This is a genomic window from Plantibacter sp. LMC-P-059a, from assembly GCF_030209505.1.
Taxonomy (GTDB): Bacteria; Actinomycetota; Actinomycetes; order Actinomycetales; family Microbacteriaceae; genus Plantibacter.
Genome location: NZ_JARVRZ010000004.1, coordinates 542,559 through 556,842, shown reverse-complemented (window position 1 = coordinate 556,842; position 14,284 = coordinate 542,559). Strand labels below are relative to the sequence as shown.

At 69.5% G+C, this 14,284-nt stretch carries 24 protein-coding genes; 9 read left to right on the top strand and 15 right to left on the bottom strand.

Annotated elements, in window-relative coordinates; all coding sequences use genetic code 11:
* Window positions 1–67 precede the first annotated feature (67 nt).
* Both QRN27_RS12195 and QRN27_RS12190 read right to left on the bottom strand, forming a co-directional pair.
* Entirely contained in the window at window positions 68–325 is a 258-nt protein-coding gene (locus QRN27_RS12195) for a hypothetical protein (RefSeq protein WP_285042445.1), read from the bottom strand.
* A gap of 106 nt (window positions 326–431) precedes the next feature.
* Window positions 432–746: an ArsR/SmtB family transcription factor gene (locus QRN27_RS12190; RefSeq protein WP_285042444.1), complete on the bottom strand. Its 315-nt coding sequence runs from the start codon at window positions 744–746 to the stop codon at window positions 432–434.
* Window positions 747–831: 85 nt separating this feature from the next.
* On the opposite strand from QRN27_RS12190, the gene QRN27_RS12185 reads away from it, so the two are divergent.
* Window positions 832–1,881, top strand: a complete 1,050-nt coding sequence (locus tag QRN27_RS12185; protein ID WP_285042443.1) for an SDR family oxidoreductase — start codon at window positions 832–834, stop codon at window positions 1,879–1,881.
* Here the strand turns inward: QRN27_RS12185 and QRN27_RS12180 are convergent.
* The 5 genes from QRN27_RS12180 to QRN27_RS12160 form a co-directional block, all read right to left on the bottom strand.
* Window positions 1,871–1,999 (bottom strand): hypothetical protein, encoded by a 129-nt coding sequence (locus QRN27_RS12180; protein ID WP_285042442.1) that lies wholly within the window; start codon window positions 1,997–1,999, stop codon window positions 1,871–1,873. The two genes, QRN27_RS12185 and QRN27_RS12180, sit on opposite strands and share 11 nt — an antisense overlap.
* A 36-nt stretch (window positions 2,000–2,035) precedes the next feature.
* Window positions 2,036–2,863 carry a class A beta-lactamase gene (bla, locus tag QRN27_RS12175; protein WP_285042441.1) on the bottom strand — a complete coding sequence of 276 codons (828 nt, stop codon included), beginning with the start codon at window positions 2,861–2,863 and terminating at the stop codon, window positions 2,036–2,038.
* Window positions 2,864–2,970: 107 nt separating this feature from the next.
* A complete protein-coding gene (locus QRN27_RS12170; RefSeq protein WP_285042440.1) occupies window positions 2,971–3,222 on the bottom strand; it encodes a hypothetical protein in 252 nt (83 codons plus the stop codon).
* A gap of 76 nt (window positions 3,223–3,298) precedes the next feature.
* The gene (locus tag QRN27_RS12165) at window positions 3,299–3,694 is read right to left on the bottom strand and encodes an SRPBCC family protein (RefSeq protein WP_285042439.1); all 396 of its coding nucleotides are present in this window, start codon (window positions 3,692–3,694) and stop codon (window positions 3,299–3,301) included.
* 7 nt (window positions 3,695–3,701) lie between these two features.
* The gene (locus tag QRN27_RS12160) at window positions 3,702–4,592 is read right to left on the bottom strand and encodes an AraC family transcriptional regulator (protein WP_056780681.1); all 891 of its coding nucleotides are present in this window, start codon (window positions 4,590–4,592) and stop codon (window positions 3,702–3,704) included.
* A gap of 123 nt (window positions 4,593–4,715) precedes the next feature.
* Here QRN27_RS12160 and QRN27_RS12155 point away from each other — a divergent pair, with 123 nt between their 5' ends.
* The 3 genes from QRN27_RS12155 to QRN27_RS12145 all read left to right on the top strand — a co-directional run bounded on the left by QRN27_RS12155 (window position 4,716) and on the right by QRN27_RS12145 (window position 6,666).
* Window positions 4,716–5,264 (top strand): carboxymuconolactone decarboxylase family protein, encoded by a 549-nt coding sequence (locus tag QRN27_RS12155; RefSeq protein ID WP_056010419.1) that lies wholly within the window; start codon window positions 4,716–4,718, stop codon window positions 5,262–5,264.
* A gap of 14 nt (window positions 5,265–5,278) precedes the next feature.
* Entirely contained in the window at window positions 5,279–5,506 is a 228-nt protein-coding gene (locus tag QRN27_RS12150; RefSeq protein WP_056011878.1) for a hexameric tyrosine-coordinated heme protein, read from the top strand.
* Window positions 5,507–5,610: 104 nt separating this feature from the next.
* Window positions 5,611–6,666 (top strand): S41 family peptidase, encoded by a 1,056-nt coding sequence (locus QRN27_RS12145; protein ID WP_285042438.1) that lies wholly within the window; start codon window positions 5,611–5,613, stop codon window positions 6,664–6,666.
* A 67-nt stretch (window positions 6,667–6,733) separates the two neighbouring features.
* Here the strand turns inward: QRN27_RS12145 and QRN27_RS12140 are convergent, their stop codons facing one another.
* Together QRN27_RS12140 and QRN27_RS12135 are read right to left on the bottom strand one after the other, a co-directional pair.
* Window positions 6,734–7,201 (bottom strand): LptM family lipoprotein, encoded by a 468-nt coding sequence (locus tag QRN27_RS12140; RefSeq protein WP_056010413.1) that lies wholly within the window; start codon window positions 7,199–7,201, stop codon window positions 6,734–6,736.
* Window positions 7,202–7,311: 110 nt separating this feature from the next.
* A complete protein-coding gene (locus tag QRN27_RS12135; RefSeq protein WP_285042437.1) occupies window positions 7,312–7,695 on the bottom strand; it encodes a cupin domain-containing protein in 384 nt (127 codons plus the stop codon).
* Between the two features lie 177 nt (window positions 7,696–7,872).
* On the opposite strand from QRN27_RS12135, the gene QRN27_RS12130 reads away from it, so the two are divergent.
* Window positions 7,873–8,133, top strand: coding sequence for a hypothetical protein (locus tag QRN27_RS12130; protein ID WP_285042436.1), 261 nt, complete (start codon window positions 7,873–7,875; stop codon window positions 8,131–8,133).
* 165 nt (window positions 8,134–8,298) lie between these two features.
* Here QRN27_RS12130 and QRN27_RS12125 read toward each other — a convergent pair whose 3' ends face one another.
* The gene (locus QRN27_RS12125; RefSeq protein ID WP_285042435.1) at window positions 8,299–8,907 is read right to left on the bottom strand and encodes a phosphatidic acid phosphatase; all 609 of its coding nucleotides are present in this window, start codon (window positions 8,905–8,907) and stop codon (window positions 8,299–8,301) included.
* 176 nt (window positions 8,908–9,083) lie between these two features.
* On the opposite strand from QRN27_RS12125, the gene QRN27_RS12120 reads away from it, so the two are divergent.
* The gene (locus QRN27_RS12120) at window positions 9,084–9,845 is read left to right on the top strand and encodes an SDR family NAD(P)-dependent oxidoreductase (protein WP_056011875.1); all 762 of its coding nucleotides are present in this window, start codon (window positions 9,084–9,086) and stop codon (window positions 9,843–9,845) included.
* A gap of 44 nt (window positions 9,846–9,889) precedes the next feature.
* On the opposite strand, the gene QRN27_RS12115 is transcribed toward QRN27_RS12120, so the two are convergent.
* Both QRN27_RS12115 and QRN27_RS12110 read right to left on the bottom strand, forming a co-directional pair.
* A complete protein-coding gene (locus QRN27_RS12115) occupies window positions 9,890–10,654 on the bottom strand; it encodes a YidC/Oxa1 family membrane protein insertase (RefSeq protein WP_285042434.1) in 765 nt (254 codons plus the stop codon).
* Between the two features lie 63 nt (window positions 10,655–10,717).
* Window positions 10,718–11,032 (bottom strand): DUF6412 domain-containing protein, encoded by a 315-nt coding sequence (locus tag QRN27_RS12110; RefSeq protein ID WP_285042433.1) that lies wholly within the window; start codon window positions 11,030–11,032, stop codon window positions 10,718–10,720.
* Between the two features lie 76 nt (window positions 11,033–11,108).
* Between QRN27_RS12110 and QRN27_RS12105 the strand changes: the two genes are divergently transcribed.
* The gene (locus QRN27_RS12105) at window positions 11,109–11,324 is read left to right on the top strand and encodes a hypothetical protein (RefSeq protein ID WP_285042432.1); all 216 of its coding nucleotides are present in this window, start codon (window positions 11,109–11,111) and stop codon (window positions 11,322–11,324) included.
* A 256-nt stretch (window positions 11,325–11,580) separates the two neighbouring features.
* Here the strand turns inward: QRN27_RS12105 and QRN27_RS12100 are convergent, their stop codons facing one another.
* Window positions 11,581–11,793, bottom strand: a complete 213-nt coding sequence (locus tag QRN27_RS12100; protein WP_285042431.1) for a hypothetical protein — start codon at window positions 11,791–11,793, stop codon at window positions 11,581–11,583.
* Window positions 11,794–11,918: 125 nt separating this feature from the next.
* Between QRN27_RS12100 and QRN27_RS12095 the strand changes: the two genes are divergently transcribed.
* Both QRN27_RS12095 and QRN27_RS12090 read left to right on the top strand, forming a co-directional pair.
* A complete protein-coding gene (locus QRN27_RS12095) occupies window positions 11,919–12,134 on the top strand; it encodes a hypothetical protein (protein ID WP_285042430.1) in 216 nt (71 codons plus the stop codon).
* A gap of 123 nt (window positions 12,135–12,257) precedes the next feature.
* Window positions 12,258–12,782 (top strand): hypothetical protein, encoded by a 525-nt coding sequence (locus tag QRN27_RS12090; RefSeq protein WP_285042429.1) that lies wholly within the window; start codon window positions 12,258–12,260, stop codon window positions 12,780–12,782.
* Here QRN27_RS12090 and QRN27_RS12085 read toward each other — a convergent pair.
* Both QRN27_RS12085 and QRN27_RS12080 read right to left on the bottom strand, forming a co-directional pair.
* The gene (locus QRN27_RS12085; protein WP_056780664.1) at window positions 12,737–13,141 is read right to left on the bottom strand and encodes a VOC family protein; all 405 of its coding nucleotides are present in this window, start codon (window positions 13,139–13,141) and stop codon (window positions 12,737–12,739) included. The genes QRN27_RS12090 and QRN27_RS12085 overlap by 46 nt on opposite strands.
* A gap of 126 nt (window positions 13,142–13,267) precedes the next feature.
* On the bottom strand, window positions 13,268–14,251 hold the full coding sequence (locus QRN27_RS12080; RefSeq protein ID WP_056010394.1) for a GNAT family N-acetyltransferase: 984 nt from the start codon (window positions 14,249–14,251) through the stop codon (window positions 13,268–13,270).
* Window positions 14,252–14,284 lie beyond the last annotated feature (33 nt).

The following is a 14,284-nucleotide window of genomic DNA, read 5'->3' as shown; positions in this document are numbered from 1 at the left end:
TCCCCAAAGGAAACAACCGACGCCGAGGTCGCTGCATCACCGGCCACGCGGTCGCGGCCGGTGCGGGTCAGAGCGACGGGAGCTTCGCGAGCGCCTCGTCGGCCTTGGCCTCACTGATGCCCAAGTCGTCGACGAGCAGTCGCCGCGCAGGCCCGGAGTCACCCCGGCGCAGGGCTTGGTACGCCGAGTCCGCGTCCGGTCCGAGCGCCGGCGTCGGCGCCTTCGTCACGCCGAGCTGGTCGGCGAGTTCCTGGGCGGTCGTGACGCCGTACGCCTTACTGATGGCGGCGGGCAGGCGGTAGCCCCCGAGTGCTCCGAGGTCCATGGGGTTCCTTTCGATGAGCCGGATCCCAGGAGCGTATGCGCGCGCACGAAGGCCGTCCGCACTCTTGCCCTCGGCCGACCATGGTGATACCTGCAGCCGGCTGCCGCTAGAGGTCGAGCGACAGCCGCCGACCGAGCGCCTCGATCGCCGCTTCGTCGCGCTGATAGTGCGACCACTGGCCGATGCGGGTGCACGTCACCAGGCCGGCGCGCTGCAGGGTCGCCATGAACTGCGAAGCGGTCGACTGGGAGACCTCCGCCCGCGCCTGGATGTGCTTCAGGCAGACGCCCACCTCGCTCGCCGGCCGATCCTGTGGCGGGAACGATTCGGGGTCCTTCAGCCACCCGAGGATCGCGAGGCGCGTCGGATGCCCGAGCGCCTTGAACACCGCCACCAGATCAGGCTCATCTGCGTTCACCATGGCCCAAGTCTATCGCTATATCGCGATTCACCGATGTTGTGTGAGACTGTGCATCGGTAAATCACGATCTAACGATGGAGAAGACATGACGCAACACACAGCACTCGTCGTCGGCGCCCGCGGCGTCATCGGCGGGAACCTCATCGCCCACCTCGAGACGCTCGGGTGGGACGTCATCGGTCTGTCGCGCCGCGGCGGAACGGACCGAGGTGCCGTCCGCCACATCGCCGTCGACCTGCTCGACCGCGACGTGACCATGCAGGCCCTGCACGGCCTGACCGAGGTGACCCACGTCTTCTACGCCGCCTACCAGGACCGCCCGAGCTGGGCCGAACTCGTCGCCCCGAACCTCGCCATGCTCACGAACGTCGTCGACGCCGTCGAACCCGTCGCGACGCACCTCGAGCACATCAGCCTCATGCAGGGTTACAAGGTCTACGGCGCGCACCTCGGACCCTTCGCGACACCGGCGAAGGAGTCCGACCCGCCGCACATGCCGCCCGAATTCAACGTCGACCAGCAGCAGTTCCTCGAACGCCGACGCGACGGGGCGAGCTGGTCCTGGTCGGCACTGCGCCCCTCGGTCGTCGCCGGGATCGGCCTGGGCAACCCCATGAACCTCGCCATGGTCATCGCCGTCTACGCGTCGATGAGCAAGGAACTCGGCATCCCGTTGCGCTTCCCCGGCCGACCCGGCGCCTACACGAGCCTCATCGAGATGACCGACGCGGACCTCCTCGCGAAGGCGACGGTGTGGGCGGCGACCACCGATGACGCCCGCGACCAGGCGTTCAACATCACGAACGGCGACCTGTTCCGGTGGTCGTCGATGTGGCCGAAGATCGCCGCGTTCTTCGACCTCGAGGTCGCGCCACCGTTGGAGATGCAGCTCGCCGAGGTCATGGCCGACAAGGAGGCCCTGTGGAACGCGATGGTCGACCGGCACGGGCTCGTCGCCACGCCCTATCGGGACGTCTCCTCATGGACGTTCGGCGACTTCGTGTTCGCGTGGGACTACGACGTCATCGCAGACACCTCGAAGTCCCGGCGAGCCGGGTTCCACGAGTACGTCGACACCGAGGCGATGTTCCTCGGCATCTTCCAGGAGCTGCGCGACCAGCGACTCATCCCTTAGCGGCGGACCCGTGACCGCTCGCCCGGCGGCCACGCTGACGCTGGCTCCGCAACAGCCCCAGCGCCATGGGCATGGCGATACCGAGGAAGCAGATCAGGGCGAGCACCGGTGTCGTCATGCGGGCATCCTGGCCGACCGAGCTGGGAACCAGCGGTCAGGATGCGAACGCGGAGAGCGCGGCCTTCGCGACCGCCGCGACGAGCGCGTCGTCATAGTCGGCGTCGGGGTCCAGGGTGGTGGTGAAGATCGACAGGATGATCGGCTCCCGACCCGGCGGACGGATGATCGCGACATCGTTTCGGATGCCACCCGCGCCACCCGACTTGTCGGCCACCGGCCAGTCGGCGGGCGCGCCGGCTCGGATCAGGGTGTCGCCGGTCGCGTTCCCGCTCATCCAGGTGAGGAGCGTCTCCTGGTCGGCGGACTCCAGCACGGAACCGTCGATGAGGCGGGAGAGGTCGTCGGCGAACGCGGCGGGCGTGCTGGTGTCCTCGGTGCTGCCGGGCTCGATCACGTTGAGCGTCGGCTCCGCGTTGACCACCGCGATCACCTTGTCACCGAGGTCGGCGAGCGCCGCGTCCAGTCCGCTCGGCCCGCCTATCCGGGCGAGGACGAGGTTGAGCGCCGTGTTGTCGCTCTGGCGGACCGCGGCTTCGGCGAGTTGCGACAGGGTGAGGCCGGTGTCGATGTGCTCGCTCGTCACCGGTGAGTAGCCGGCCGCCTCGACGTCCTCCGCCGACCAGGTGACGAGCTCCTCCCGCGCCGCGGCGGGCACCTCCTGGAAAAAGACGGCTGCGGCGAGCGCCTTGATCGTCGAGGCGTATCCGAAGCGCTCATCGGCCCGGTAGGACAAGCGGGCCCCGGACCCGGTGTCGATCGCGCTGACCCCGACGCGCGCGCCGAACTCGGCCTCCAGCACTTGGAACTCCGCCGAGCGGTCGGGTGCGGGGATGGGCGGTGACGACGGAGAGGTGGAGGCCACGACGCTCGGGGAAGGCGAAGAGGAGGGGGCGGTTGCGGCACACCCCACGAGGCCGAGCAACAAACCACCGGTGAGAGCGATGGCGACGGTGCTGCCGATGCTCCGGGTCATCGACGAACACCGGCGGTCGGGCCATGTTCCAGCTCGAACGAACGCTGCCGGCGGCGCGCACGCATCACCCGCCTGATGCCGAAGCACGCCCAGACGACCCAGAGCACCGCCATCGCCCAGCTCACGGTCATGCCGGTGACGGCGAACCAGACGCATCCGACGGCGAACAGCAGACCGGCGGCGAACAGCACCCAGCCGGTGAGGCGCTCGCGTTCGAAGGCGAGTCGTTGCTGCACGAGCGATTCCATGTGGAGGACGCTATCGCGAGATCGGGTGCGACCACTCACGAACCGATGAGATGCGGTCACCTCGCTCGGCCGCTGGTCACTCCTGCCCGGTGATCTGCTGGTCGAGCCGCTCGAGGTCTTTCGAGACGAGCTCGATGTCGCGGGCGAACTCGTCGTCGTCGAGCTCGATCTGGCGGACCGTGAAGACGACCTCCGCGCCCTCCGGGTGCGACAGGACCCGCACGGGGTTCGTGACCACCGTGCCCGTGGGCAGGGTGACGTCGTGATCGAGCACACCGAACCGGTTGTGCTCGACGAACCGGACCTCCACGCGGCCCATCGGCGATTCGACGAACAGGGAGTCCCCCTCGCGCACCACCGCGGCCTGCGCGAGCCCGGCGGCCCAGCGCGGCAGGTTGTCGACGTCCGACGCGTACTCGTAGACGGCTTCCGGCGAGGCGGCGATGACCCGACTGACGTGGTGGCTTCTCATCGTGGCATCATGCCAGCCCTGACGGCCGCACGGCCACCGCGTCAGCCGACAGCGCGGAGGCCGACCAGGCCCGCGGCGATGACCCGACGCGCTGCGAGAAGGCGCGCGAGAACGCCGGCGCACTGGCGTACCCGAGGCGCGAGGCGGTGCGGCCGACCGGCTCCCCGGCACGGAGCATGCCCTGCGCGAGCGTCACGCGCCAGCTGGTGAGGTACTCGGCGGGAGGCATCCCGACCAGCGCGGCGAACCGAGCCGCGAACGTGCTTCTCGACAGCCGTGCCTCCTCCGCCATCGACGTCAACGTCCACGGCTCACCCGGCGCCTCGTGGATGGCGACGAGCGTGCGTGCCAGCGCGGGATCCGCCAGCCCGGTGAGGAGGCCCGCCGGCAACCCGACCTCGTCCGTGTGGTCGAGCATCCAGCGGAACAGTTGCATGAGGACCACCTCGAACAGCCGGTCGACGATGACCCGCTGCCCGCAGGCACCGGCGTCGACCTCGGTGAAGAGGAGATCGAGGGCGGGCCGGAGCGTTGTCACTGCGTCGAGCGGGATCACGACGACCGGCGGCAACGCGAGGAGGAGCGGATGTGTGGCACCGCCCTCGACGTCGATGGTGGCGCAGGCGAATTCGGAGTCCTCGGTCGGCGCGTTGTGGAAGGCGTGTTCCAGCGGCCTCGGGTAGAACAGCAGGCTCGGGCGATCGACCTCGACGGTCTCCATCCGGCCGTCGGCGTGCTGATGCGTGACGGTCATCTCGCCGTCGCGGAGCACGTGCAGGAAGCCGCGCCCGGGGCTCGCCGCGAACGTGGTGACGCCGCACAGCGGGCCCGCGTGGAAGAGGCTCGCCCGGATCCGGAACTGTTCGAGCATCGACGACAGGCGGTCCACGGGGTACATACCGCCAGCATCTCAGACGATCTGCACCGAAGTCCAGACGTATTGCAACGAATCGTCCGGTGTCGGCGCGCAGGATGGGATCACCCCCGGAGACACCGGGCCAGTCAGAAGAGGAACCCAGCCATGTCACTCATCCCCCTCGTCGATCCCGAGACCGCGACCGGAACCACCAAGGAGCAGCTCGACCAGATCCGCGCCGCCTTCGGCACCGTTCCGGCAATGTTCAAGACCGTCGCGAACTCGCCCGCTGCCCTGACGAGCATGTGGTCGGCCTTCGGCGCGTTCGGCGCGAGCAGCTCGCTCGGCGCAGCCCTCGGCGAGCAGATCGCCGTCGCCGTCGCCAACCGCAACTCCTGCGAGTACTGCCTCGCCGCGCACTCCGCGCTCGGCCGGAAGGCCGGTGTCAGCCGTGACGCCATGGCGGCTGCGCAGACCGGGCAGTCCCACGACCCGAAGACCGCCGCCATCCTCGCCTTCGCGCTGCGGCTCGTCGAGCTCCGGGGTCAGGTCCCGTCCTCCGACGTCGAAGCGCTGCGCTCGCACGGCGTCACCGACGAACAGATCGTCGAGATCGTGGGCCAGGTCGCCCTGAACCTGTTCACGAACTACCTCAACGTCGCGCTCGAGGTGCCGGTCGACTTCCCGACCGTGGCGCTTCGCCCTGCAGCCTGAGCGGGGTGGTCCCGATGACCGAATCCTGGCTCCCCACCCTGCTGGCCGCCACACCGGAGGATGGCTATGCGCTCGCCATCAAGCTGTCGAGAACCGGCGTCAAGATGACCCAGCCTGACGCGGACGTCCGCGCACGTCTGCGGGTCGCCTATGCGGAGAACGCCGACAGCCTGATGGGCGCCTCCCAGGTGATCGCGATCAACTTCCAGACCGTCGCCGCAGCGAACGGCTACTGGCGCTGACCGCCGAACCGCCGCACCACGATCCCGCCCGCGGATGACGTCCACGAGGCGGGATCGTCCTGCGGACGGACGCCTCGGGCGGCAGCGGTTCGTAGCGTGGAAGCATGCCCCGAACCACCCGTCACCACCCTCCCCTGCAGCAGCCGATCACCGGGCGGAGACGACGACGGGGCCGCATCGTCGGCGTCGTCGCGGCGTCGCTCCTCGCGGTGATCGTGGGTGGCGCGATCGTCGCCGCACCGCTCCTGCGGTCGTTCGGGATCTACCTCGTCCCGCCGTCGCCGCAGACCTACGCGGAGGTCGCGCTCGACGGCATGCGCCAGGGCATCGAGGCGACGCCGAAGCGGTACGCGGAGGTCCGGGCGCGAGTGCTCTCCGAGGTCGCCGACGCCGACGTGTACACCGACACCTATGGGCCGCTCGCCGCAGCGGCATCCGAACTGGGCGGCCCCCACACGACGTTCGCCGATCCCGCTGCGGCCGCGGAGCAGTTCGGGCCATCCTCCGGGAACGAAGCGGACAACGAGCTCCCGACCGTGACCAGCACCGACGGCGTGACGACCATCCGCCTGCCGACCCTGATCGGCGGCGGGACGGGGCCGGACTCCTTCGGCCAGCGGTACATCGACACGGTGACGACCGCCATCGCAGACGCGGCGCCCAGCACGACCGACTGGGTCGTCGACCTCCGCGACAACCACGGCGGCAACGTCTGGCCGATGCTCGCGGCCGTCGCACCGCTGTTGGACGACGGCACGGTCGAGACGTTCGAAGCCGTCGACCGATCCACCGTGGTATCGGTGGACGGCGGCACGGTCTCCTCGGATGGTGCGCAGCAGGCCGCGGCGACGAGTCCGCAGCAGAAGGTGGACGGCCCCATCGCCGTGCTGATCGACGGGATGACCGGCAGCTCCGCCGAAGCGGTCGCGATCGCGTTCATCGGCCAAGCGGACGTGCACGTGTTCGGGCAGCCGAGTTACGGCTTCAGCACCGCCAACCAGCCGCTCCGCCTCTACGACGGAGCGGTGGTGAACCTGACCGTCGCCGTCGACGCCGATCGCACCGGCAAACGGTACGGGGTCCCGATCCAGCCGGACACCGTCGTCGACGACACGCAGCTGCAGGCCGCGGTCACGGACTGGCTCGCGACGTTCCGCTGAGCGGCGACCGCCCGATCAGCGGAAGTCGCCCACTTTGCCGCTCAACGGGCGTGGACGGACGCTCGACTCAGCGACGCACACACGGACCGGATGCGGACAGCACGATGACCGGCCCCCACTCGGGCGTTGTCGCGAACTCGCCAAGACGCATGTAGTAGCCGTTCTCGGAGAAGAACGAGACGGCGGTGGTGGCGTCCGAGGAGTTGTCGGCTGCGACCTTCTTCTCGACCCTCCACGCCGCTCGGTCGGCATACATCGCGGCAGCTTCGTCCAACCAGGCGTTCCGGTCGAAATCCTCCGCGACGCTCACCGTGACGATGCCGTTGAACTCGACGGCACCGCCGTTACATGCGACGTCGACCTCGTCCTCGCTCACCGTCGACGCTCCGTCCGGCAACGTCGCTTCGAACTCCTGACGCAGGGAGACCGCCGCCGCCTTGGCGGACTCGTAGCTGGGCCCTCGTTGGAACGCTCCACACCCCGCGAGGGCACCGACGATGCAGATGGCGAGGAGAGTGCTGACGGCGCGGCGCATGGGGACCTTCCTACCACGAAGGTCTGGTCCGGTGGACTCGCGAGGAACGTCCTCCGGCCCCCGCCCCCGGATCCTGACCTGCGGCGTTCCGAGCTGTCGGGCGCCTGGCCTCAGCGGAAGTCGCCCACCTGCCGCTCGACGGGCACGGTGCGCTCGCTGACCACATCGCCGGTGTGCGCGGTCGTGACGGTCTCGATGAGAACGATCTCGACCTCCTCCTCGGCGATCGGATTGTGCTGCACGCCTCGCGGCACCACGTGGAACTGCCCCGGGGTCAGCACCACCTCCTGGTCGTCGGGGAGCTGGATCCGGAGGGTGCCTGAGACCACGAGGAACATCTCGTCTTCGTTCGCGTGGTCGTGCCAGACCAATTGGCCGAGCAGCTTGGCGACCTTCACGTACTGATCGTTGACCCGCCCGACCACCCGTGGGGTCCAGTGGGCCTCGACCTGTCGGAGTTCGGCCGCGATGTCGATGCCGTTCAGAGCTGTCATACGACCATCGTCCCGGACCGGGTGCACGGGGTGCCGCACGACACCTCCAACGTTCCGGACACCGGTTTGGAGGACGCGCGGCCGGCGCATGCCTCGGCGCACCAACCGCTCGGCACACCTGGGGCGACCGACTGCTCGACTCCCCCGGCCCGGGGAACACCCGCGTAGGCTGCGCGCATGGGGTACCGGGACTGGGATGAGACCGCTGCGGTCGACCGCGTCAGCGACTGGCTCCTGAAGAACTGGGCGGTGCGGGTCGTCCTGGTGTCCGCCGTCGCACTGCTGGCGTTCGGCGTCGACGTCGCGTCCTCTCCCGCCGCCCTCCGCACGTGGATCATCATCGCGGTCCTGGTCGCGGCCTCGACGATCGCGCTCGTGCAGTTCGTCCGCGCTCGTCGACGTCGCCGGACGCACCCTCGGCCCGACCGAGCCGAGTAGGCGCGCCTGGGCCCCGCGAGCAACCGCCGATCGGTTCGCACCGGGAGCGGTCGGCTCCAGCCCGGCACGTGCACACCGACCGTGTCCTGGGCGGTGCCGTTCCACGTCACGTCGAGGCCGGCCACGTCTTTCGTCGATCGAGACGAAACCGGGGTACAGCTCCCGCTACCCCTGGAGCGCGGCGAGGATCGGCAGATACGCGAGGAAGACCGCACCACCGGCACCGAACCCTGCGATGACCTGCGCCGTCGTGTGCGCCCCCTCGCGGACGCGGGCCCAGCCGACGACGAGCGGCACGAGGAGCAGAGCCGCGGCGAGCGCCACGGGCAAGGACCCGAACTGCAGGATGGCGACGAAGGCCGCGATGGCCGAGTGGATCGACAACTTCCACACCAGGTTCACCGCCGTGACGACGAGCAAGCCGATGATCGCGGCGATGCCGACGGCCAGCAACCCGGCGTCTGCGCCGAGCCAGACGAGCAGTGACACGCCCAGCAGCACGGACACGAGCACGCACGCGAGGATCGGTCCCCGCTGCCGTCGCTCGGAGACGAACCGCCCGCTGACCCGCCCGGAGCGCGCCAAGAGGATGAGCGCCGCGTAGGGCAGGACCGCGATCAGCAGCGACGCGAGCAGGGCCGTCCAGACGCCGTGCGGCGCGGTGCCGACACCGGCCTGGACCAGTGCGAACGTCAGGAGCGGCGCGGGCCCGAAGACCTCCGAGACCACCTGGGCGACACGGAGGCTGCCGGTGGAGCGGGGAGCAGGGCGCATCCCTCGACGGTAGTGCCCGTTGGTGGTGGCCGCGTCATGTCGTCGGGCGTCGACCCGGTCGAACGGCCGACTATCCTCGGGAAGGTCAGGGCAGACGCGACGCCAACTCTGGACGGCAGCGCGGAATGGCGTCCCATCCATCGGCGTTCGAGCCGACGATCGAACGGAGCACGGCGATGACCTCACACGGGTTCGCGGGTCAACGAGTCGCACTGGTGACCGGTGCGTCGAGAGGGCTTGGTGCGGGGATCGCCCGTCGGCTGGGTGCTGACGGGTATTTCGTCGCCGTGAACTACCGATCAGGTGCCGAACAGGCGGCTGACGTCGTCGAATCGATCCGGCAGGCCGGTGGTGCAGCCGAGGCGTTCAGCGCGGACGTGACGGACGAGGAGTCGGTGGCCTCGCTCGTCGAGCGCATCACTGAGGCAGCCGCGCCCATCTCCGTGCTCGTCGCCAATGCCACCGGCCCCCAACCGTCGGTGCCGATCGACCGGCTCGGCTGGGACGACCACGTCGCCCAGTTGGCGTTCTTCGTGAAGAGTCCGACGCTGCTCGTGCGGGCCATCGCCCCGCACATGCGGGAGCAGCGGTTCGGCCGGATCATCCAGATCGGCTCGGACATGTTCGAGCGAGCGCTCCCCGAGATGTCCGCCTACGTCGCGGCGAAGGGTGCCCAGCTCGGGTTGACCAGGTCGTGGGCGCGCGAGCTCGGGCCGAACGGCATCACCGTGAACCTGGTCGCCCCCGGGTGGATCCCCGTCGAGCGTCACGCTGATGCGTCAGCGGACGACATCGCCGCGTACCTGGCCGAGGTGCCGATGGGGCGCATGGGCACGATCGACGACATCGCCGACACCGTCGCGTTCCTCGCCTCCGACCGGACCGGGTTCATCACGGGCCAGCGCATCACCGTCAACGGCGGCCACACCATCGACTGACGCGAGCACGCGACTCGCCGCGCAGCAAGCGTCGCCAGCGCGGGTCACATCCCAGGGGCGAGCCCACCGCGAAGCATCCGACGGAGGACCGCACGCTCCGCCACTGTCCAGAGCGCGCTCGTCGCCAGATAGACCGCGGCAGCGAACGGGACGATCGCCGCGAACCCGACGGAGACGAAGGGGAGCCAACGCACGATCACCGCGAGCGCACCAGCCTGAGCCGACGGGTTCGATTCCTCCGTGCCCGCTGGAGCGGCGTTCCACGCTAGCGTCGCGCGACGACTCAATTCGATCGCGCACCCGAGCAGCAGCAGAACGACGAGGAACGGCCAGATGGCGGTGACCGTGGTGCCGATCAGGTGGAACAGATTCGCGCCCAAGGGGACGCCGCCGACGACTGCGGAGAGGAGCTGGTTGGCGTGACCCGCGACCTCCTGATGTACGAACAATGCATAGACCGCAGACAGCACCGGGGCTTGGGCGAGTAGCGGCAGACATCCGGCGACGGGCGATGTCCTGTGGGCCTGGTAGAACTCGATGAGCGCGCGGTTCAGCGCTTCCGGCCTGCCGGCGTATCGGCGGCGGAGGGCAGCGAGCTCAGGGGCGAGCCGTCGTCTGGTCCGCTCAGCGCGCACCTGGGAGATGCCGACGGGGAGCAGGATCAGCCGGACGAGCGCGGTCAAGACGACGATGGCGAGCAGCGGTGCCCAGGAGCCCGTGACGGGTTCGAGCAGGGTGCCGATCGTTTCGACGAGCCCTGCCAGGCCATCGAGAACGGCGGAGAACAAGGGGATGGTGGAGAGGTCCATTGGTGGTCCTTCGATCGAGAACGGAAGAGGATCGTTCGACCGCCTCGGACCATCGGTGACGCGTTACAGCGCGCGGAACCGGGCCATCCTGGCGGTCACGATCGCCCGTCCGGGCGCTCGAGGGCGGGCATGACCCGGCGCATTCGGGTTGCCGTACGTGACCAGCACGCGAAGGTTCTCGACCTCGTGAAGGGACTCAGGGCCGAGACTCGAACGCGACATCCCGCGTGCGCCGAGGATGGCGGCGACGAGGACCACGGCGGCAGTCGCCGCTCCGATCAGACCGACCACGATCAGGGCCGGGATCACCACGCTCCCGCCGCTTCCCGAGCCGAGCAACGCGAACGTCCGCGCCACCAGCTCGAGCAGATCGATCATGGCTCGACGCTAGCACCGGTGACGGCCTGGATCGAGAGCGCCGTCGCCAGCGGGGGCCCGCGGCTAGGGTGGCCGGATGAAGAACACGGCTGGGGCACCCTGGGTGCGGCTCGGGCTCCTCAGCATCGTGGCGCTGACACTCGGATTGAGTACGTCCATGCCGCTGCCGCTGAAGCTCGTCGGAGTCGCGCTCCTCGCCCTCAACCTGGCGATCACCCTCCTCAAGTGGCGCGCCGCCCGCCGACGTCGAGCAGAGCAGCACGCGACGCAGGACGACATCGAACGCTCATAGTCGGCACTGCGCGCGAGCCCGCCGCCACGGCCGAGTCCTGAGCTCGGAGCGTGAGCAGACCATCCGGGTTCCCCTCCTCGACGTATGGATCCCCCGACGAATGGGATCCGGCGGGTTCGCGAGGCAGAGACCGGCCATCATGACCCTCGCGGCCATCCGTCGCAGCATCCCGGACCCGTTCGTTCCCGACCGTTGGCCGGGACACACGAGCCATAGCACCACAGACGTGATCGTCACCGACGTCTGCCCCTCGCGATCACGACCGAGGGCGACGGCGCGCAGTGAGGATGAATGCGATCAGTCCGCACACGAACTGCACCGCAGCGAGCACCAGCTGGAACACGTCGCCGGCCTCACCGGACCAGTCGACGAGGTGTAGCACGAGCTGCGCGAGCCCGGCGACCGTCAGCAGTGCTGCCGCAGCGAGCAGGAGGGTGGAACGTCTCCTACTCATGGGCGGCGGCGGCATGGACGTCAGCCTAGGTCGTCCCGGCCGGTCGTCGCCAGCGGTTCCCTCCCGTCATGCGCAGCTCCGTGTGCGGGGCACACTGCGCGCGCGACTCGCCAGCGGAGGCCTGCGGCTAGGGTGGCCGGATGAAGAACGCGGCTGCGGCACCCTGGGTCCGGCTCGGGTTCCTCGGTGTTCTCGCGTTGATCTTCGGCTTGAACCCGTCCATGCCGCTCCCGTTGAAGCTCGCCGCCCTCTCGCTCCTCGCCCTCAACCTGGCGATGACCCTCCTCAGGTGGCGCGACGACCGCCGGCGTCGAGCGGCGCAGCGACCGGTGCACGAGGACGGCGAACCCTCATAGTTCGCGGGCCACGCTCGAGTCCTGAGCTCGGAGCGTGAGGAGACCGTCGGGGTTCCGCTCATCGACGCATGGATCCCGTGAGGACCGGCATCCGGCGGGTCGGTGAGGCGTAGACCGGTCGTCATGACCCTCACGACCATCCTGCCCTCGCTCCGCCGCAGCATCCCGGACCCGTTCGTCCCTGACCGTTGGCCGGCACACACCAGCCTCAGCACCACGGACGTGATCGTCGCCGACGTCTCGATGCTGCACCTGGTCGCACGGCAGGGAACGCCGTGCGTCCACACGGCGGCAGCGGTGATCCCCTGCACCGGCGGGTGTCCGTCCTCCAGCGAGCAGACCTCCGTGATCGTCGCCAGCGTCGTCGCGGTGGCCTTCGGTGAAGACGGCCATCACCTCACCCTCGACGCCCGCCTGTCGGAAACCGACGCGTGCTGGTCGGAACTCCGCTTGATCGGCCGGGCGTCCACGACGCACTCCGTCGCCTTCCGCGTCGAGAACGAATCCGCCATCGATCCGGCGGGCGACGAGCCGTGCGTGCAGCTCCCGCGAGACCTCGTGGCTGGAGACCTGCTCGCCGTACCGTGTCGAGGTGGGGTCGCTCAGGCGGTCGGCTCGGTGTCCGGCTTCATCCAGAACGGTGAGTAGTGGTAGCCGTCCGGGTCGTCGAACTGGCGCTGGTACATGAACGGGTAGTCGTCGGTGTCGCCGACCCGTCCGCCCGCGGCGCCAGCACGCTCGACGAGTTCGTCGACCGCTTCCCGGCTGCCGAGGTCGAACGAGACCGTGACCTTCGACGGCGTGTCCGGTCCGCCGATGAGGTCCTCGGTGCCACCGACCCCGGCGTACATCTCGCGGCTGCCGAGCATGACGAACTGCTCGGGAGCGATCTCGAAGCAGGACACCTGCTCGGAGGACATCGCCGCGTTGCGCGTCCAGCCGAGGGCGTCGTAGAAGGCGGTCGCGCGTTCGACGCTCTCGACCGGGCAGGTGATGAAGAGGCTCATGCGGTCAAGCTACGCCCGGCACGAATCAGCCACAAGGACGATCTCCGGGCTGCGGTCGGCGCGATGCGCGACCGTCCGATGGCGACGCCGCGATGGTCGAGTCCATCGCCGCTGACCGGGCATGCTCTAGGCGAGTCCGGCCGCGTCGCCTTCTGCACCGTCGCCCGCTTGGGCGTGCACGATCCGCACCCGGGTGACCGAGAAGGCTGCTCGTTCGAACGCGTTCCGCATCGGCACGTTCGCGGCGTCGGTCGTGCCGACGATCCGGTCCTGCCCGTCGTCGTGGTGCACGTGGACCATCTCCGCCAGGAGGTCGTGGACGTACCCGTGTCCACGATGGTCGGGCAGCACGCCGAGATAGCTGATGCTCGCGTCGTAGGCGGTCCTGGTCGGGATGATGAACCCGACGGTCGTGCCGTCGAGGAGTTCGGCGACCCGCCACGCCTCGCGCTTCCCGGGCAGGGAGCGGTAGAACGCGAGGTCGTCGTCGGCGAGCGCCTGCACGCCTTCGCTGGCGACCATGTCGAGGGTGTGCGCGTCGAGCGTCCCGGTCGCGACCTGGGCGAACAGCTCGTGGAACCGCTCGTCCGGGGCTTCGACGAAGCGCAGGCGGGTCGAGCGCGGGGGTCTGGGATCGGTGCTCGACCTCGCGAAGCTGATGCGTTCGGTGGTGCGAGAAAGCCCTCCCCCGTGAGCCGCGGCCTCCCGCCAGCGGACGGCGGCGACCGCTCCGGGGTCATCCGCCCACCCCGGAGCGACGTCGACGTTGAACTCCAGTGCCGGGCCGGCGCCGAACGCGTCGACGCCGGCGCGGATGAGGGCCGCTCCGACCACCTCAGGGGCCGACAGCTCGGGGTCGGCAGCGAGGAGGTCGAGGGTGGCAGGTCTCGACGCGTCGGACTGTCCCCACCAGAGCGCGTGACCGACGATCCGCCCGTCCCGCTCGGCGACCCAGGTCCATTCCGGCCGATAGTTCCGGGCATCGACCTCGCCGCCGAAGCGCTCGAAGGCCACCGTCGTCACCGGGCCACTCATCGCCCAGTCGGGCAGGTGGCGCAGCTCAGGCTCGGTGGCTGGTCGGATCAGGACGTCTGCTCGGGTGTCGGTCATCCCTCCCACCTTGGCGAGGAGCGCTTGGTCTGT